Source organism: Paenarthrobacter sp. AT5 (assembly GCF_032764245.1).
Classification (GTDB): domain Bacteria; phylum Actinomycetota; class Actinomycetes; order Actinomycetales; family Micrococcaceae; genus Arthrobacter; species Arthrobacter ureafaciens.
In genome coordinates, this window is sequence record NZ_CP136441.1 from 2,294,375 (window position 1) to 2,312,996 (window position 18,622).

General features: G+C 64.2%; 17 protein-coding genes. 10 read left to right on the plus strand and 7 right to left on the minus strand.

From position 1 onward, the window contains the following. Positions 1 to 6: 6 nt before the first annotated feature. The 5 genes from RI444_RS10480 to kynA all read right to left on the minus strand — a co-directional run bounded on the left by RI444_RS10480 (position 7) and on the right by kynA (position 5,305). Positions 7 to 1,128: a LolA family protein gene (locus RI444_RS10480; RefSeq protein WP_207604765.1), complete on the minus strand. Its 1,122-nt coding sequence runs from the start codon at positions 1,126 to 1,128 to the stop codon at positions 7 to 9. A 56-nt stretch (positions 1,129 to 1,184) separates the two neighbouring features. Next, positions 1,185 to 2,093 (minus strand): N-acetylglucosamine kinase, encoded by a 909-nt coding sequence (locus tag RI444_RS10485; RefSeq protein WP_168529566.1) that lies wholly within the window; start codon positions 2,091 to 2,093, stop codon positions 1,185 to 1,187. A 144-nt stretch (positions 2,094 to 2,237) separates the two neighbouring features. After that, positions 2,238 to 3,092 (minus strand): PaaX family transcriptional regulator C-terminal domain-containing protein, encoded by an 855-nt coding sequence (locus RI444_RS10490; protein ID WP_139126718.1) that lies wholly within the window; start codon positions 3,090 to 3,092, stop codon positions 2,238 to 2,240. After that, positions 3,089 to 4,327: a kynureninase gene (locus tag RI444_RS10495; protein ID WP_069694384.1), complete on the minus strand. Its 1,239-nt coding sequence runs from the start codon at positions 4,325 to 4,327 to the stop codon at positions 3,089 to 3,091. Before RI444_RS10495 ends, RI444_RS10490 begins: the two co-directional genes overlap by 4 nt. Positions 4,328 to 4,408: 81 nt before the next feature. Beyond that, the gene (gene kynA, locus RI444_RS10500; RefSeq protein ID WP_021470378.1) at positions 4,409 to 5,305 is read right to left on the minus strand and encodes a tryptophan 2,3-dioxygenase; all 897 of its coding nucleotides are present in this window, start codon (positions 5,303 to 5,305) and stop codon (positions 4,409 to 4,411) included. Between the two features lie 109 nt (positions 5,306 to 5,414). Here kynA and RI444_RS10505 point away from each other — a divergent pair, with 109 nt between their 5' ends. From RI444_RS10505 to RI444_RS10530, 6 genes are all read left to right on the plus strand, one after another. Beyond that, a complete protein-coding gene (locus tag RI444_RS10505) occupies positions 5,415 to 5,924 on the plus strand; it encodes an HAD domain-containing protein (protein WP_021470379.1) in 510 nt (169 codons plus the stop codon). Between the two features lie 176 nt (positions 5,925 to 6,100). After that, on the plus strand, positions 6,101 to 7,303 hold the full coding sequence (locus RI444_RS10510) for an inorganic phosphate transporter (RefSeq protein ID WP_021470380.1): 1,203 nt from the start codon (positions 6,101 to 6,103) through the stop codon (positions 7,301 to 7,303). After that, the gene (locus RI444_RS10515) at positions 7,300 to 7,521 is read left to right on the plus strand and encodes a hypothetical protein (protein WP_021470381.1); all 222 of its coding nucleotides are present in this window, start codon (positions 7,300 to 7,302) and stop codon (positions 7,519 to 7,521) included. The genes RI444_RS10510 and RI444_RS10515 overlap by 4 nt, the downstream gene beginning before the upstream one ends. Positions 7,522 to 7,613: 92 nt before the next feature. After that, positions 7,614 to 8,642, plus strand: coding sequence for a hypothetical protein (locus RI444_RS10520; protein WP_207604766.1), 1,029 nt, complete (start codon positions 7,614 to 7,616; stop codon positions 8,640 to 8,642). Beyond that, on the plus strand, positions 8,639 to 9,544 hold the full coding sequence (locus RI444_RS10525; protein WP_242703095.1) for a hypothetical protein: 906 nt from the start codon (positions 8,639 to 8,641) through the stop codon (positions 9,542 to 9,544). Before RI444_RS10520 ends, RI444_RS10525 begins: the two co-directional genes overlap by 4 nt. Before the next feature lie 31 nt (positions 9,545 to 9,575). Further along, the gene (locus RI444_RS10530; RefSeq protein ID WP_207604767.1) at positions 9,576 to 10,142 is read left to right on the plus strand and encodes a dihydrofolate reductase family protein; all 567 of its coding nucleotides are present in this window, start codon (positions 9,576 to 9,578) and stop codon (positions 10,140 to 10,142) included. 43 nt (positions 10,143 to 10,185) lie between these two features. Here the strand turns inward: RI444_RS10530 and RI444_RS10535 are convergent, their stop codons facing one another. Beyond that, on the minus strand, positions 10,186 to 10,650 hold the full coding sequence (locus RI444_RS10535) for a hotdog fold thioesterase (protein WP_031215923.1): 465 nt from the start codon (positions 10,648 to 10,650) through the stop codon (positions 10,186 to 10,188). Positions 10,651 to 10,807: 157 nt separating this feature from the next. Here RI444_RS10535 and polA point away from each other — a divergent pair, with 157 nt between their 5' ends. From polA to rpsA, 3 genes are all read left to right on the plus strand, one after another. Beyond that, positions 10,808 to 13,444, plus strand: a complete 2,637-nt coding sequence (gene polA, locus RI444_RS10540) for a DNA polymerase I (protein ID WP_021470386.1) — start codon at positions 10,808 to 10,810, stop codon at positions 13,442 to 13,444. Between the two features lie 83 nt (positions 13,445 to 13,527). After that, entirely contained in the window at positions 13,528 to 14,838 is a 1,311-nt protein-coding gene (locus tag RI444_RS10545; RefSeq protein ID WP_207604768.1) for a GNAT family N-acetyltransferase, read from the plus strand. Positions 14,839 to 15,033: 195 nt separating this feature from the next. After that, entirely contained in the window at positions 15,034 to 16,509 is a 1,476-nt protein-coding gene (rpsA, locus tag RI444_RS10550; RefSeq protein ID WP_021470388.1) for a 30S ribosomal protein S1, read from the plus strand. A 129-nt stretch (positions 16,510 to 16,638) separates the two neighbouring features. On the opposite strand, the gene RI444_RS10555 is transcribed toward rpsA, so the two are convergent. Next, positions 16,639 to 17,328 (minus strand): IMPACT family protein, encoded by a 690-nt coding sequence (locus tag RI444_RS10555; protein WP_207604769.1) that lies wholly within the window; start codon positions 17,326 to 17,328, stop codon positions 16,639 to 16,641. Positions 17,329 to 17,350: 22 nt separating this feature from the next. Between RI444_RS10555 and coaE the strand changes: the two genes are divergently transcribed. After that, a complete protein-coding gene (coaE, locus tag RI444_RS10560) occupies positions 17,351 to 18,562 on the plus strand; it encodes a dephospho-CoA kinase (protein ID WP_207604770.1) in 1,212 nt (403 codons plus the stop codon). Positions 18,563 to 18,622: the final 60 nt, after the last annotated feature.

An 18,622-nucleotide genomic window follows, 5' to 3' on the forward strand; every position in this document is an offset into this window, starting at 1 on the left:
CCGTCCTCAGCCGGCAGCAGTCCCGCGCGCACCGGCAACGTCCTGGAGGCGTTCCAAGGGAACCATTCCGGCGAACACGCGGCCGTCGTCGAGGATCAACACGCTCACAAGGGAGGTAGTCAGGGCACGTCCCCCGGCAACCGGCTGCAGGGCCTGGGCAAGCTGCGGATTGGTCACGAGGCCTTGTGGGGCCGAACCTGCGGGCAGTACCACCACCGAGTCCCAGCCCTGGCCGGAGACTTCTTTGCTTGGGTGGCGTGGCCCTGCCGGGCCCGAACTTTCGGAGGTTTTCGGACGAGGTGCCCACGTTGGTGCTTCCTTTTCCGTCACGGCGGCCTCCTTTACGGTGGCACCGGGCGGGGGAGTGAATGTGAACAACGCAGGGTCCGGAACGCCCGGATCAAAGCTTGAGAAGCTGGCGCTGAAGGCCGGGTCTGCCTGCCCTTTCGCCCGCACTGTCACGCCCAAGGGGAAGCCCGTTTCGGAATCGACGTTGATGGCGATCCTATCCACCAGGGTGTCCGTGCTCCGGGGCACGAGCATCAGGGTGTATGCGCCCCGGCCAGCCACGGTTGCAGGTTCGCCAACGCTCACTTCGGTGTGGTCGTCCATGGTTTCGAGGAACCTGTCCGCGAGTGCTTCGGGGCTGGGGAGGTTCCGCGCGTTGTCGTCAGGCGCTGCGGGGCTGGTGGCGGCCTCCGGACGTGCGGGCAGCGTGGTGTGAACGGCGCTGTTGTCCGCCGAGCTGTAGAACCAGGCCTCCGTGCCGTTGACCACCACGTCGCGCTCAGCCATCCGGTCCAGGACTTGCAGGCGCGCTTTCGAAGGACCGGCCACGTAGATGCGGGCCTCGTGCGAACCCGTGAGGAATTCGAAGAGGGAAGGCTCTTCCTGGCCTCCGCCGAGTGCGCCTACGTTCAGGTCCGGCAGTCCCAGCTTGGAACTCTGCAACACCGTGCCCGAGAACGCGCGGACCTCGGTCCGGGCGATCATGGCCACGATTTCCTCCGCTGACTTGGGCGGCAGGGTGGGAGTTGCGCCGGCTTGCACCGTGCTCACCAACACCGCAGCAAGGAGGGCAAGTGGAATCAGCAAGGCGGGCAGCCACCGCTGCTTTGCCCACGCCATTGCTACCGACCACCGCTAGTGAAAGGCATGCATCCAGATTACTCCGGATACCGGCACTAAGTACCCAGTAGACCTTCGGCCAGCGTCACTGCTCCCTGGACAGGGGAGCGATCCAGGATCCGTACCGCGGAAGGATCGTCCAGGGAGAGCTTGCGTGCCACTGCATCGGCCAGTTGCCTCTGATTAACCAGGAGTCCACCTGCCATCACCAGCGGCAAGTCCAAGCCAAGTTCCCCGAGGACCTGGCGTGCCATGCTGGCCAGCGAGTGCGCCGCTTCGGCCTGGATACGCAGGGCCGCGGGGTCCCCGGATACTGCCAGGTCCAGAACCAGTGGTGCCATCGACGCCCAGTAATCCGGTTCAGGTTTGGCGTAGAAGTGGTCCATCAACTGGAGCGCGTCCGCGCTCTGTGTTGCAGTCAGCACTGCCTGTACCAGGGGACCCGGTTCCAGCCCGGCGTAATGCTCACGCAATGCCTCGCGGACTGCGTCCCGGACCACCGAATAGCCCCCGCCCTCATCGCCCAACAGGTAGCCGTAGCCGCCGCTGCGGGCTTCCCTTCCCTCCCGGTTCCGGCCCCAGGCAACCGAGCCCGTACCGGCCACCAGGACCGCCCCTGCGTCGAGGCCTGCTGCTGCGAGGATGATGCGGGTGTCATGGACGACGTCGATCACGGCGCCGGGAAAGTGCTCGGCTAGCAAGGCGGACAGCACGGCCCTGCTGGCTGGAGTATCGGCTCCCGCTGCTCCGGCGCAGACGGCCCGGACATCCTTTCCGACGGCGGCGGCTATCCGGCGTAGGACCGCATCCACGCCGTGGTGGCCCACGGAGGACAGGTTGGCGCTGGTTTCGGTGATCTCCGGGGCGTCCGGTTCACTCCGGGACGGCCCCGTGCTCCCGGGCTCGTGTCGTAGCGCGTGTGTCCTGGAACCACCTATGTGGAGGCCCAGTACTGCCGGGCTCACAGTATTACCCCAGAGGTGGGAGGGGACTGCCGGGCGGGGTGCTGCAGGGGGAAAGGCAAGGGCAATCCTTCCGATCGGGCCGCGGGGCGGGGAGCTGGGGCGGTACACCAACGCTGGTGCACCGCCAATGCGGCATGAATCTGGTCATGTGACGCTGACACCCACGAGGTTACCGACGAATTCGGCACTCGGCACGGCGTAGAGCTCCACAATCTTGGAGAACAGCCCGGCGGCATCGATCCCCGGCCAATCATCGGGCAGGAAAGAGGCGGGCAATCCGGGATCCAGGTACGGGATGATCCGCCAACGGTCGATGCTCCTGACATAGGTGGCGAAGGCCTCAGCCGAAGGCCCGGCGCCCGCCGAGCCTTCGGGTGAGGCGACTGCGGAGGAATGCTCCCTGATGAAATCGCGGTGCAGCTGTGCCAGTGCATCCAGGTCCCACCACTTCGCGGCAGTTTCTTTCAGCCCTCCTCCCGGCAAGGGAGGCTGCGTCACGAAGATCGTGGCCATGCTGCGCAGTTGAAGATCAGCCAGGATTTCTTCCACTTCACCGCGGAGCGTGTCCGGACAAATCCAAAGTCCGGCTGCAACTGTCCCGCACCCTATCCAATACAGCCTGCGGCGGAGTTGGTGGCGCTTGTCCCGTTCAGTTTCAGGTATCGAGAAGGACACCAGGCACCAAGGATCGGTCGGGGCCATGGTCCGTGGCGTGAAGATTCTCCTGTCACCACGGGCCAGCATGGACGCGGCACCGGGGGTGAGGGTGAATCCCGCCAGGCCGGAGCGGGTGTCCGGAACCAAGACACCTTTCTTCCGGAGGCGCCCGAGGGCCGTCCGGGTGACCGTCCCTGACGTACCCAACGCTTCCATCAAGGCAACGATGTCCTTGGTGGCCATCCAACCGCCCGCCTCGCGCATGTACAAGCCGACGACGGTCCGCAGCAGTGACGTAGTACTCCCGGGGCGGGAGTCCATATCGTCAAGGACAGCGCTCACTGCAGTTCCAGGAGGACATCACGGATTGCCGTGATTCCAAGCTCCACTTCCGCGTAGCTGGTGCTCAGCGGCGAGAGCCCGATCCGCAGGCCGTGCGGCGGGCGGAAGTCGGGGATTACCCCGCGTTCCCAGAGCTTCGCAGTGACGTCCGCAAAGAGTGGATGGTCCACCGTGACGTGCGAACCGCGCTCGGCAGGGTCCCGGGGGCTGGCGATGGCAACGCCCAGGGGCACCAGCATTTCATCGGCGAGGTTCATGGCATGTTCGGTGAGCTTAGTGGACTTCTCCCGAACAGCATCCATGCCCACGGAGGCGATGAGCTCCACCATGTCCTTGAGGGGCTGCATGGCAAGTACCGGGGGAGTGCCTGTGATGAAGCGGCGGATGCCCTGTGCAGGCTGGTAGGCGTCAGTCATGCCGAAGGGATCGGCAGCCCCCATCCACCCCCAGATCGGTTGTTGGAGGATATCTTGGCAGGCGCTATTCACATAGGCGAACGCAGGAGAACCCGGACCGCCGTTGAGGTACTTGTACGTGCAGCCCACGGCGAGGTCGACGTTCCAGGCGTCCAGTTCCATGGGCACCGAACCCACCGAATGGCACAGGTCCCACAGCATCAGGGCCCCGGCATCGTGCACCTTGGCCGTGATCGCCTTGACGTCTGCAAGGAACCCGGAGCGGTAGGCCACATGGCTCAGAACCACGACGGCGGTCCGCTCGCCCAGCAGCCCGTCGAGGTCGTGCGGACGAACCCCCGCGGCCGGGTTCGCGGCAATCCACCTGATGCTGGCGCCGCGTTCCTTGGCGATACCCTCGATGATGAAACGATCGGTGGGAAAGTTATCCCGGTCAATGATGATTTCGTCCCTGCCTGGCTGTGAATCAACAGCGGCGCGAATCAGTTTGTACAGCATCACCGACGTCGAGTCCCCAACAGTTACCTGTCCTGCGGCGGCACCCAGTGTCACCTCGCCGATGCGGTCGCCGACCCGCGTTGGTTCGTCCATCCACTGCTCGTCCCAGCCGCGGATCAGCCGGCTGCCCCACGCGTCCTGCACGAATGACTGCAGCGAGGCCACTGTGATGTCCAGCGGCCTGCCCAGCGAGTTTCCGTCCAGGTACGCGGTGAGTTGGCCGTCGTCGGGCGTGTAGAAAGCGGCCCGCTGTGCGGCGAGCGGATCAGCGGCGTCGAGTTGCGCCGAGGTGGGCCGAAGGGTTTGGTGTGCGGTGGTCATGGGTTCTCCTGCGGAGGTGGGTAGGGGGCTGCGCGTAGGGAGACTGTGGCGTCCGGAAATGGAGCCGCTGTCAGGAACGGTTCAACTGCCGATCTCCGTCCGGACGGCATAAAGCTCCGGGAAGAACGTCAGGTCCAGTGCACGTTTGAGGAAGTCGACCCCTGACGATCCACCGGTACCCACCTTGAAGCCGATGGTCCGCTGCACGGTGCGGAGGTGACGGAATCGCCACGCCTGGAAGTTGTCCTCCACGTCCACCAGGTCCTCGCAGGCTTCGTACAAACCCCAGGGTGTGTCATCGGATTCATAGATCTTTTGGAACACCGGCACCAGTTCCTTGTGGAAGACCCACGGTTCCGAGGTGTCGCGGTGCAGCACGTCGGCAGGGATATCGTAGCCGGCGCGGGCAAGGACAGCCAGGAAAGAGTCGTAAAGGGTGGGCTCGGACAAGAGCGTACTCAGCAGCGCGTGGGCTTCGGGGTCGCTTTCAAAAACCCGAAGCATGCCGCGGTTCTTGTTGCCCAACAGGAATTCCACGCCGCGGTATTGATAGGACTGGAAACCGGAGGAGTTGCCCAGGAAACCGCGGAACTGCGCATATTCCCGGGGCGTCAGTGTCCCCAGTACAGACCATTGTTCGGTCATGGTCCGTTGGATCGCCTTGACCCGGGCGATGCACTTCAAGGCCTTTCCGAGGTTGTCCTGGTCGAACAAGCGGCGCGCTTCAAGGAGTTCGTGAAGAATCAGCTTGAGCCACAGCTCGCTGGTCTGGTGCTGGATGATGAACAGCAGTTCGTCATGGTGTTCGGGCTTGCTCACCGGGTGCTGGGAGCTGAGCAGCCGGTCAAGGTCCAGGTAGCTGCCGTAGGACATGGCGTGCCGGAAATCGGTATGGACGGTGTCCTCGATGGGACGTATGTTCCGTGAACCCGGGGATTCGGAAGCAGGGGCGGCCGATTGCGCGGCGGGGTTTTCCATGCATCCAGAATATCACTGAGTTGACGAGCGTCAAGGAAATGATTTGCGCCGGTCCTCCTGCCGGCTGTGCCGTAGGCTGACCTTAACCTTTGGGGAAGGGAGAACGCGGATGGCATCGTCCGTCAGGCCGGTATCCATCTACTTGGACGTCGACGGCGTGGTGAACCCGTTCAGCCCTGTCGGCACCACCGACTGGGGCGGTGACTGGTGCATCGCGGACGCCGGCATCCTGGAGGTCGCCTTCGCGCCGGAAGTCGTCGAGGCCCTGAACGACCTGGCCGCCCACCCTGCCGCGCGCTTCGTGTGGCTCACCACGTGGGAGCGGCTTGCCCCGGAGTTCCTCTGTCCGGCCATAGGTTTGAAGGGGCAGGACTGGCCCGTGCTGTCCAGCCAAGGCTGGGACGAAGGCCCCGAATGGTGGAAGCTTACTGCCCTGCAGAAGGATCTCGCGTCTTCGGGCTCGGACCGGTTCGTGTGGCTTGACGATCAACTGGGCCGGGACGCGGACGCACAATCCTGGGCCGACTACCAGGAAGACCGCGTGTTGTGTATCTCACCGGATCCCCGCCAGGGCCTGTCGCGCAGCCACCTTGCTGCCGTCAGGGCCTTCCTGGGCTGATCACGCCGGGGCGCACGTTTGGCCGGAGGGTGGCTGGCACGTAGGATTCTTAAGGTTTCAGCCCGCACGATGAAGCCGGCAAGTCCAGCCAGTTGAACAGCTGCTGAACTATGCTGTGCTTGGCAGGTATGGGGAAGTGAAACTGCTGAACGTCGACTCTGCAGATTGGGCAACAGGTGGAAATCACCTTCATGGTCGCGCTTGTCATAGCGTTGGCCCTCTTCTTTGACTTCACCAACGGGTTTCACGACACAGCCAATGCGATGGCAACTCCCATTGCTACGGGGGCGATCAAACCCAAGACTGCGGTAGCGCTGGCCGCCGTGCTGAACCTGGTGGGCGCGTTCCTCTCCACGGAGGTGGCAAAGACCATTTCCGGGGGCCTGATCCGGGAAGGCGCCGACGGTATCCATATCACTCCGGACATCATCTTTGCCGGGCTCATGGGCGCCGTCCTCTGGAACATGATCACCTGGCTCAAGGGCCTTCCATCAAGTTCCTCGCACGCCCTGTTCGGTGGTTTGATCGGTGCGGCAGTGGCGGGTATCGGCCTCCACTCCATTAACTTCGAAACAGTGCTTTTGAAGGTGATCCTTCCCGCCCTCTTCGCTCCGCTGATCGCAGGAGCCGTGGCCTACATCTGTACCAGGCTCGCCTACGCGCTGACCTCGCGGCACGATCCCGAAACCGGGGACAAGCTGACCCAGAAGCGTGGGGGCTTCAGGACCGGCCAGATCTTCACATCGAGCCTCGTGGCCTTGGCCCACGGAACCAACGACGCACAGAAGACCATGGGCATCATCACCCTCGTACTCATCGCCGCCGGCACCCAAACTCCCGGCTCCGGCCCACAGTTCTGGGTCATCGCAGCCTGTGCGTTCGCCATTGCCATTGGTACGTACGCTGGCGGTTGGCGCATCATCCGCACCATGGGCTCGGGCCTGACGGAAGTAAAGCCCGCCCAGGGGTTCTCGGCCGAAACCAGCACCGCGACGGCCATCCTTGCCTCCTCGCACCTGGGCTTCGCACTCTCCACGACGCAGGTGGCCTCCGGCTCCGTCATCGGCTCCGGCCTGGGACGCAAAGGCACCTCGGTCCGTTGGGGTACCGCTGGCAAGATCGCCTTGGGCTGGCTCTTCACTTTGCCGGCATCCGCGATCGTCGGCGGGCTGACGGCGCTTCTGGTCAATACCGGCGTCGTTGGCCTGGTCATTGCGGCTGTCGTAGGCACCGCTGCCATTCTCTTCATGTTCGTGGTCTCCCGCAGGGAGCACGTCGGCCACCACAACGCCGTCGAGGTGGATGAAGCCGGCCACGCGGTTGTGTTCCGCAAGAAGAAAAAGTCCAAGTCCAACAAGAACAAAGGTGCACAGCGATGAAGTGGTTGGAATTGCTGCTGGTTGCCGGGGTGACACTCGTGTCCGCGGTGACGGTCGTGGTCCTCTACTCGCTGGGTGTCCGGCTGACCGCGATAGCAGGCGACGTACAGCAGAAGTCGCCGGCACTCTTCAAAAGCCTTGCCTACGTTTGCTTCGGCATCTGCGGGCTGGCTGTGCTGTTCGGGATCTACCTGATCGTTCCTTACTTCGGAAAGTAGCCCGCTCTCTGGCAGTAAAGCCCATTCGGGAGAATAATCGGCAGTGAAATTACATCACTGCACCCTGGTGATCCGGCAGATGCGGGGCTGTCATGAAGAGCCGATCCCTAAGCCACCTCATCGGACTGGCCTTGGCGCCGGTCCTGATGCTGGGCCTTTCTGCCTGCCTTCCCCCCGGTTCCGACTTCAACAGCCCCTCACCCAACCCGGCGCCGGAACCAACCTCTGCTGCGGCAACCACCCAGCCTCCCGCCGTCGAACCTACAGCGGCGCAGCCCGCCGGCCCGGCCGGTCCCGCGGCACCGCAAGCTGAGGCGCCGGTGGTCCGCTGGGTGCCGGTCGGACCGGTCGGACCCAATGACCCGACGGCGGGACAGCGTTACCTGCTGCTGCAGCAGTTCCAGTGCGACGCCCTGGCTGAAAGCGTCCGGCCGGACAGCGTCCAAGGGGCGGCAGACGTGACTGTCTGGCAAGCGGCAGCGGCCGTATGCCGCGCAGTGCAGAGCGGTTCCGAGCAGGATTGGCTTCAAGCGTCAGTGGCGGTCGCGGCGACTCCGCGCATCCCGCAGACGCAGTGCCTGGAGTCCACGGTTGCAGCAACATCCGCCGCAGTCATTGCGCAGCACCGGGCCAGCCCGGGCCTGCCCATCAAGGCCACCTCGCCTCCCGGCGAGGCGTGCCCGCGCCACCTTAGCGGCCTGACAGTAGTGAACGAGGACCTGACGGCGGTGCCGGGCCAACTCCGGGCCTCCGGACCACGTTCGGGCGGCACAATCGTGCGGCTGGACGGCTACTACGTCCGCGTAGGCGACATCCTCTTTGACGGAGAACCCGCCTTCCCGGAAATTGTGTCCGGTGGAGGCGACTACCAGACGATGTACCTCAGGATTCCTCCGGCCAACGGGCGGGACACCCTCCGGATTTCCATCACTGACACAGTGGATATCAGTGGAACAGTGACCTTCTACTATGAGGACACCGCGCCCTCGTCACCTCCGCCTTCCACCGGGCCAAGCCAAACGCCGTCGCCCCAGCCGGGTGGGACGCAACCGGGCGGGACACAACCGGCCCCTTCGCCCAGTACCGCTCCCAGTGAAGCGTCACCCACGGCGTTGCCGTGAGCGGACAAACGGCGGCAGGAGCTCCGGAGGAGGACGATCGCAGCCTCGTCAACACCCGGTGGCAGCGGACCCTGGACGTTTTGTCCGTGATTGGTCCGCCCTTGACGGTGGCCACGGCACTGCTGGTCTATTTCGGCTGGGCACGTACCGACGCGCAGGCAAAGGCAATGGGCCTCGACGTCAGCCTCTTTGGCTACACCGTGCAGGATTTCATTCTTCGGAGCATCCAGTCGCTCTTCCAGCCCTTGGCATGGCTCACGGTGATCGGCTTGCTGTGGCTGATGCTGGACCGGGCTGTTTCCCGGCTTCTGGACGCCTCAAGGCACAGGACGCTGTTGCACCGCACAGCGCTGGTGGTCTTGGTGCTGGGATTCGCGTTTGCTGCCGTGATGTGGGTGGTCGTTGTTACCCAGCCGGGCCGGACTTTGCTGTACGTGCCGTTCCTGATTGCTGCAGGCCTGATAGTCGGGGCCTGGGGCCTGAGTGTCCGACGGCGTGCAGCGGCTCCTGCCGTCCGCACACTGCGGGTCACGCCACGCGCCTTGGAACGGTCCCTCGTTTTTGTCCTTGTCACCCTCCTGCTGTTCTGGGGCACCTCCGACTACGCCCAGGCACTGGGCCGCGGCGCCGCCTTCGACTACCAGGAGCGCTCCGGGCTTTTGCCCACCGCAGTGGTCTACAGCAAAGAGCGCCTGGGCGTCACTGCACCCAACGTCCGTGAGGAGTCAGCTGGAACGGATGCGGCTCCGCTGTACCGCTATTCCGGCTTGCGGCTGCTCGTGGTCAGCGGTGGGCGGATCTTCCTGCTCAACGATCGGTGGACCCTGGCCCAAGGCCGCGTGGTGGTGCTGAGGGACGACGGGAGCGTGCGGGTGGAATACGGCAACGCAAGCGCGGACTGAATTGTCGGTGGGTTTTGGCTAGTCTGGGGCCATGTCGATCTTCCAGTACTACGTGGCGTCCACCATTGACGGCTTCATCGCTTCCCCGGATGACGATCTGGGCTGGTTGCTCCAATTCGACAAGGTGGAAGGTGTAAGCGGAAGCTATGAGTCCTTCTTCTCCGGCGTCGGGTGCATTGCGATGGGTGGGGACACCTACCGATGGCTCATGGTGCACGAGGCCGGGAAGTGGCCTTACCCGAACATCCCGTGCTGGGTTTTTACCCATCACGAATATTCCGCCCCGGCAGGCGCCGACGTGACATTCGTCCGTGGCGACGTCCGCGAATTCGCCCCGGACCTGTTGGCGGATGCCGGGGACAAGAACGTGTGGCTGGTCGGCGGCGGGGACCTGGTAGCCCAATTTGCCAACGCGGGGCTGCTGGACGAGATGATCGTCACGATCATTCCGGTGGTGCTGGGAGCGGGTAAGCGGCTGCTGCCGCTTAACGGCCCGACGGCGCCGCTGGAGTTGGTCTCATCGAAGATCCTTGGCGGGGCCGCGGCCGAACTGCACTACAGGATGCCGGAAAAGAGGATGCCGGAAAAGCGCGGCTGACGCCTTGCCGGCACTTTGCCCGCCGGCTCCGCCCGACAAGCGGTCAGTGACGGTTATCGCGGATCATGTTGGTGATCCGCGCGGTGGAGAGCCTCCGACCCTGCTCGTCAGTGATCACAATCTCGTGCGTTGCCAGCGTGCCGCCAAGGTGGATTGCCGTGCAGGTTCCTGTGACGGTTCCGGCAGCAATGGAGCGGTGATGGGTTGCGCTGAGCTCGATGCCCACTGCATGGCGGCCTGGACCTGCGTGAACGGATGCCGCGAAGGAACCCAAGGTCTCGGCGAGGACTGCGTGCGCCCCGCCATGAAGGATGCCGGCTACCTGGGTGTTGCCCTCCACCGGCATGGTGGCGACGCTGCGTTCGGCGCCCAGTTCGCTGAAGCGGATGCCCATTTTGACCACCAGTGCGCCCACGCCGCCGGCCGATAGCCACTCGTGGAATTCTTCCGGTACGCCTGCTTGCCTGAGCTCATCCACAAACTGGTTCGGCGTGAAATTGTCCATCATGCCAACTAGGCTGGCACCTGTGAGTGAAACAACCAAACCGGACCAGGTTCCAACGGCCCAAGCTTCTGCCATCGCCACGGCAGCCCCCTCTTCCGCATCCCGAGCGAACATCACGGGGGAGGAGCGGCCCAGGCTGCTGGTCCTGGATGGCCACTCCATGGCCTTCCGCGCCTTCTACGCGCTCCCTGCGGAGAACTTCTCCACCGCCCGGGGGCAGCACACCAACGCAGTCCACGGATTCACGTCCATGCTGATCAACCTCATCAAGGACCAGAAGCCCACGCACGTGGCAGTGGCGTTCGATGTCTCCGACGACACCACGTTCCGGAAGGCCGAATACAGCGAATACAAGGGTGGACGCAACGCCACACCGCCCGAATTCCAAGGCCAGATCGGCCTCATCGCCCGGGTGATGGAAGCATGGGGAATCAAGACCATAGCCCTGCCCGGCTACGAAGCCGACGACATCCTCGCAACCCTCGCCGCCCAGGCCGACACCGAGGGTTTCGAGGTGCTCCTGGTCTCCGGAGACCGGGATTCCTTCCAGTTGATCAATGACAACGTCTTCGTGCTTTATCCCAAGCAGGGAGTCAGCAACATTCCCAAACTCGATGCTGCAGCCATCGAGGAAAAGTACTTCGTCAAACCGGCTTTCTACTCTGACCTCGCCGCGCTGGTGGGCGAATCCGCGGACAACCTTCCGGGCGTGCCCGGCGTCGGCCCCAAGACGGCGGCAAAATGGATCAACCTCTACGGCGGCCTGGAGGGAATCCTCGAGAACCTCGATTCCATCGGCGGCAAGGTTGGCGGCGCCCTCAAGGAGAACGTCGAGAACGTCAAGCGCAACCGCAGGCTCAACCAGTTGCTCACGGATCTGGAACTGCCCGTATCACTGGCGGACCTCCATGAGCCGCGCCCGGACCGGCAAGCCATTGAGGAGCTGTTCGAGGAACTCGAGTTCCGCACGCTCCGCACCCGCCTTTTCGACCTCTACGGCGACGACACCGCAGGTGCAGCGCCGGACACCATCGAGGCTCCCGAATTCAACACGCTCACCGACGCGGCCGCTTTGGAAGAGTTCTTTGCGGCCGGATCGGGTGTCCGCTCCGCCCTCGCAATCCAGCAGGTTCCGGGCCGCATCGGCGAGGACGCTGCTGCGGTTGCCGTAGTCCGCAACAACGGTGCCGCCTTCATCGAGCTGACCTCCTTGGACGCCGCCGCCGAATCAGTGCTTGCAACGTGGCTGCAGGACCCTGAGGAAGCCAAGGTGGTCCACGAGTTCAAAGCCGCGCTGAAAGCACTGCACAACAGGGGACTGGGACTGGAGGGAGTGGTGGATGACACCTCCATCTCCGGCTACCTCATCCAGCCGGACCGCCGCAGCTACGATCTCGCCGAGCTGGCCCAGGTCCACCTGAAGATCACCCTAGGCCCCGTGGCTGCGCCTTCCGGCCAACTGGAGCTGGACCTCGCCGGCGACCAGGCTGCCGCCGCAGCGCTGGTCCAGCATGCCGCCGTCGTGCATGCCCTCAGCAAGCACTTCGAGAAGGAACTTGCCGAGCGGAAGGCCGATGCCCTCCTGACCACGCTGGAACTTCCCGTGGCCCGCGTCCTGGCGCAGATGGAGCTCACCGGCATCTACGTCTCCATGGACCGGATGAATGAGCAGCTCGCCGATCTCACCAAGGTGATCGAGAACGCCCAGGAACAGGCCTTCGCGGCGATCGGACATGAAGTCAACCTTGGTTCGCCCAAGCAGCTGCAAACAGTCCTGTTCGAGGAACTCGGGCTGCCCAAGACCAAGAAGATCAAGTCGGGGTACACCACCGATGCCGCTTCGCTGAAGGCCCTGTTGGAGAAGACCGGGCACGAATTCCTGGTCCAGCTCATGGCGCACCGTGAATCGTCCAAGCTCGCCCAGATGGTGGAGACGCTGAAGAAGTCCGTGGCGGAGGATGGCAGGATCCACACCACCTATGCCCAGAACATCGCAGCAACGGGCCGCATCTCCTCCAACAACCCCAATCTGCAGAACATCCCTGTCCGCAGCGAAGAAGGCCGACGCGTGCGCAGCATCTTCGTTGTCAGCGACGGCTACGAATGCCTGCTGTCCGCCGACTACTCCCAGATTGAGATGCGCATCATGGCGCATTTGTCCGGGGACGAAGCTTTGATCCAGGCGTACCGGGACGGCGAGGACCTGCACCGCTTTGTCGGTTCACGAATCTTCAACGTGGCTCCTGCGGAAGTCACGAGCGCCATGCGTTCCAAGGTCAAGGCGATGTCCTACGGGCTTGCCTACGGACTCACTTCCTTTGGCTTGTCCAAGCAACTGGAGATTTCCGTGGACGAGGCCCGGACCCTCATGAAGGACTACTTCGACCGCTTCGGCGGTGTCCGCGATTACCTGAGGGGCGTCGTGGACCAGGCCCGCGTGGACGGCTACACGGCAACCATCGAGGGTCGGCGGCGCTACCTTCCGGACCTGACAAGCACCAACCGTCAGGCCCGCGAAGCGGCCGAACGCATTGCCTTGAACTCCCCCATCCAGGGGTCGGCAGCAGACATCATCAAGCGGGCAATGCTCGGCGTGGCCGCGGAACTCGCCGGCCAGGGCCTGAAGTCGCGCATGCTGCTGCAGGTTCATGACGAGCTGGTGCTGGAAGTTGCCCCCGGCGAACGGGAAGCCGTGGAGAAGCTCGTAGCCGAGCAGATGGGCGCGGCGGCGGATCTGTCGGTTCCCCTTGATGTCCAGATCGGCATCGGTGCCAGCTGGTACGAGGCAGGCCACTAAGCACGTCCCACCAAGAGGTCCGGCCAAGGGGCGCGCCGCCGGAAGGCTGGCGCGCCCCTTCGGCTCTGGCTAGGCTCGGGTGCGTGGCTGATCCCAAGGAAGAAAAACCAGGAAAATACACCGTCCACCAATTCGCTGCCGCCACGCAGGGCAGCCCCGATTTCGACCGTAGCGCCGCATGGGTGCAGGCGGTCTCCCACGGGTTTCACCAAAACCGGCGGGACGAAGACTACATCCGGAAAACGCTGGCGGCCTACAAGGCGGACCAGCGCACCCTGACAGGCATTTACATCAACGGCGACGTGCCCCCGCATTCCCTCGCCGCAGACGTCCCTGTCGCCACGTATGCCACCATGCGGAAGCCACTGAACATCGGCTTTGGCAGGCAACTGGAGGCAAGCCTGGTAACGGCCGTCACCGTCCGGGGAACCCACCGGCGCCAAGGCATCCTGCGCGGAATGATCACCGCGGACCTGGAAGCCGCAAAGGACGACGGCATCGCGATCGCAGCCCTGACCGCTTCCGAAGGCAGCATCTACGGACGCTTCGGTTTCGGCGTGGCCACCTACGAGCGGAACATCACGGTGGATTCCGGCGCCCGCTTCCGGCTTCGGGGCAGCATGACGGGGACGGTGGAGGTTGCTGATCCTGCTGTCCTGCTGGAGCTTGCTCCGCAAATTTTCGACCGTGTGCAGCGTGCCACGCCGGGGTCCATCGGGCGCCAGGAGTATTACCGCCTCCTGGCGTCGGGCTCCATCGGGCATGACGGCAAACCGGACACCGCTGTGCGGTGCGCCCTCCACTACGGTGCCGACGGCGCTCCTGACGGCTACGTCTCCTACCGTTTCAAGGGCTGGGACACCAAGCCCTACACCATGGAAATCGTGGATCTCGTCGCCGGCAGTGACGCGGCCTACCTTGACCTGTGGCGCTTCCTGGGGAGCATCGACCTTGTTGATGTGCTGATGTGGGCGGAAGCACCGGTCCATGATCCTTTGGCATGGGCCATGGAGGATCCCCGCTGCCTGGTGGACTCCGATGTCCGTGACATGCTGTGGCTGCGCATCCTGGACGTGCCCGCCGCGTTGTCGGCGCGGCAGTACGCAGCGGCGGACAAGCTCGTCCTGCGGGTTGCGGATGCACTCGGACATGCGCACGGTACCTGGGAGCTTGATTCCGACGGCGAACCGGCGGCAACCGTACGCAAGGTCACCGCACGTGAGGCGGACCTCGAACTGGACGTGGCCGACCTGGCTTCGATCTACCTCGGCGCCGTTTCACCTGTCACGCTGGCTGCGGCCGGCCGCGTCAAGGAACTGAGCCCCAAGGCAGCTTTCCGGGCCCAGCAGTTGTTCGCGGTTGAACGGCCGGCGCACTGCCTGACGCACTTCTAGGGGAAGCGCACACGTCCTTTTGACCCTGCTTTGCAGAATCAACTACAATAAACGGGCGTGTACTACGTGCGCGCAGCCATTTTGTAACAATCCACAAATCAGGATGACCCGGCACTTTGCCGTGTTCTGCCGTCCGGAGCCGGGCGGCAGCGGTTTGCCTGACCGACATACTATCCACAACGGAGCCCCTACTACATGACCATCACCTCCACCGAGAAGCCCGGTGCCCCCGTCGTCGCGATCAACGACATCGGCACCGCTGAGGACTTCCTCGCAGCAGTCGACGCCACCATCAAGTACTTCAACGACGGAGACCTCGTCGAAGGTACTGTCGTCAAGGTCGACCGCGACGAAGTCCTGCTCGACATCGGTTACAAGACCGAAGGTGTCATCCCTTCCCGCGAGCTTTCCATCAAGCACGACGTTGACCCCGGCGAAGTTGTCGCCGTTGGCGATCAGGTCGAAGCCCTGGTTCTCACCAAGGAAGACAAAGAAGGCCGTCTGATCCTCTCCAAGAAGCGCGCACAGTACGAGCGCGCCTGGGGCGACATCGAGAAGGTCAAGGAAGAAGACGGTGTCGTTACCGGTACCGTCATCGAGGTTGTCAAGGGTGGCCTCATCCTGGACATCGGACTGCGCGGCTTCCTGCCGGCATCCCTCGTCGAGATGCGTCGCGTCCGCGACCTCGCTCCGTACATCGGTCAGCAGATCGAAGCCAAGATCATCGAGCTGGACAAGAACCGCAACAACGTTGTTCTTTCCCGCCGTGCATGGCTCGAGCAGACCCAGTCCGAGGTCCGCTCCACGTTCCTCAACAAGCTGGAAAAGGGCCAGGTTCGTCCGGGCGTCGTTTCCTCCATCGTCAACTTCGGTGCCTTCGTGGACCTTGGCGGCGTAGACGGCCTCGTCCACGTTTCCGAGCTCTCCTGGAAGCACATCGACCACCCGTCCGAGGTTGTCGAGGTTGGCCAGGAAGTCACCGTCGAGGTCCTCGAAGTGGATCTGGACCGCGAGCGTGTCTCCCTGTCGCTCAAGGCTACGCAGGAAGATCCGTGGCAGACCTTCGCCCGCACCCACGCCCTCGGCCAGGTTGTTCCGGGTAAGGTCACCAAGCTGGTTCCGTTCGGTGCGTTCGTTCGCGTCGAAGACGGCATCGAAGGCCTCGTGCACATCTCCGAGCTGGCTGTCCGCCACGTGGAGCTCGCCGAGCAGGTTGTCTCCGTTGGCGACGAACTGTTCGTCAAGGTCATCGACATCGACCTCGAGCGTCGCCGCATCTCCCTCTCCCTCAAGCAGGCCAACGAGGGCGTTGACGCTGACAGCACCGAGTTCGATCCCGCTCTGTACGGCATGGCCGCAGAGTACGACGAAGAGGGCAACTACAAGTACCCCGAGGGCTTCGACCCCGAGTCGAACGAATGGCTCGAGGGTTACGAAGCACAGCGCGCAGCCTGGGAGCAGCAGTACGCTGACGCCCAGACCCGCTGGGAAGCACACAAGAAGCAGGTTGCACAGCACGCTGCTGACGACGCCGCTGCTGCAACGTCCGGCGAAGGCGACTCCGGCGCTACCAGCTACTCCTCGGAGCCGGCTGCTGCCGAGTCCAACGCAGGCACGCTGGCTTCCGACGAGGCCCTCGCTGCACTGCGCGAGAAGCTCACCGGCAACTAATTCCGCCCGCCCTTCGGGGTTGAGCTGAATAGCCCAAGAAGGACCCCCACCGCATTCGGTGGGGGTCCTTCTGCGTCCGGACGGTGGTGCGGCACAACGGCCGTTCCGCACCGGCGGGCAGGCAGGAACCTAGCGGGGAACGTCAACCCATTCAGTTCCCTGCGGATTCAGCACCGAGGCACCCGCCGTCAAGGCCGCAACCCGGTCCTGGGCTTCTTCCAGTACGGGGGGCTCGTCAGGCAGGGCAACCCTGAGTACGGCCTGCCGGGCTTCGTACAGCGTTTCCGCCATGACGAAGCCCCCGCTGCGAAGTTCGTTTTCCAGTCGTCCGGCGTCCGCGTGCGGCACGCCGATGTCACAGAGGCGCAGGCGTTTCCGTTCCACCAAGGGAGCAAGGTCCAGGGCTTTGGAAACCGATTCGGAATAGGCCCTGACCAAGCCGCCCGCTCCCAGCAGGATTCCACCGAAATAACGCACGACGACGGCACTGACGTCGCTCAGGTCGGTGACCCCGTCCGCCGTCTCGCGCTTGATGAGCGCCTCAAGCATGGGAATTCCGGCCGTGCCGGAGGGCTCACCGTCATCGGACGACCGTTGGATCATACGGTCCGGGCCGATGACGAAGGCGGAGCAATGGTGCCGGGCATCGTGGAATTCCCGGCGGAGATCGGCCACCAGGGACCGGGCAGTGTCCTCATCCGGCGAACGGCGGAGCACCGTAATGAAACGGGAGCGGCGGATCTCGAGTTCGTGGCGGAAATCGGACCCGGCCGCCAGGGTTGTGTAGCTGGTTGCTCGGCTGTCGTCCTGGGTTTCCACCGCTTCAGTCTAGTGTGGAGGGGTGCTGAAGATCGGGTTGACGGGCGGTATCGCCTCAGGGAAGTCGTTGGTGGCGTCGCGGTTGCGCGAATTGGGAGCAGTACTCATCGACGCCGATGTCCTCGCGCGGCAAGTGGTGGAACCCGGCACGCCCGGCCTGGCCCAGGTGGCCGACGCCTTCGGTCCGGACGTGATCCGGAGCGACGGCACCCTTGACCGCCCCGCGCTGGGCGCGATTGTGTTCCAGGACCCGTCCAGGCGGGAGGTGCTCAACGGCATCATCCACCCCTTGGTCCGTGCCGCCGCAGCCGAGATGCTGGCCGGCGTGACCCAGGGGGGCATCGTGGTGCAGGACATCCCCCTGCTTGTTGAGACCCGGCAGGGGAGTGCCTTCCACCTGGTCGTCGTGGTGGACGCGCCGGAGGACCTCAGGGTGCAGCGCATGGTCGATGACCGGGCGATGACGCCCGCGGACGCCCGCTCCCGGATGGCTGCGCAGGCCGGCCGTGATGATCGGCTGGCGGCTGCCGACGTCGTCCTTGACAACGCCGGCAGCCGGGAAGAGCTGCTCACCAAAGTCGATTCCCTCTGGAACGAACGGCTCGTGCCCTTCGCCGCCCATCTCACCCAGGGGACACGTGCGCCCCGCACTGCCGGACCGGTTATTGCAGCGCCGCAGTCCGACTGGAGCGCGGCTGCGGAGCGCCTTATCGGCCGCATCAAGGCAGCGGTACCGGATGCCCTTGCCGTCGACCACGTTGGATCCACCGCCATACCCGGGCTGCCTGCGAAGGACGTCATTGACCTGCAACTTGCGGTGAAGGATCTGCAGACGGCAGACCGCATCGCACCGCTCCTTGCCGCCGTCGGATTTCCGGCCGTTCCCGGCGTCACAGGGGATACCCCCAAACCGTCCCATCCCGACCCCGCCGGCTGGCAAAAGCGGTTCCACGCGAATGCCGACCCCGGACGGCCGGTCAACCTCCACGTCCGGGTCGCCGGCTCACCGGGGTGGCGCTACGTGCTCATGTTCCGTGACTGGCTCAGGGCGGATCCCGAGGGGCGCGCCCTCTATGAAGCCCACAAACTCAAGCTCGCTAACGAGTACGCCGGGGATTCAGGCACGGACGGGTACGCGGAAGCGAAGGAACCTTGGTTCACTGACGTAGCCTGGCCCCTGATGGAGGAGTGGGCGACCCGGACGGGCTGGCTTCCGGAGCCGTATTCCCACTAGCCTGCGAAGAGTGCAATGTGACGGTTCTCCCTTGGCTGAAGATGCCTATTCCGGACAGCA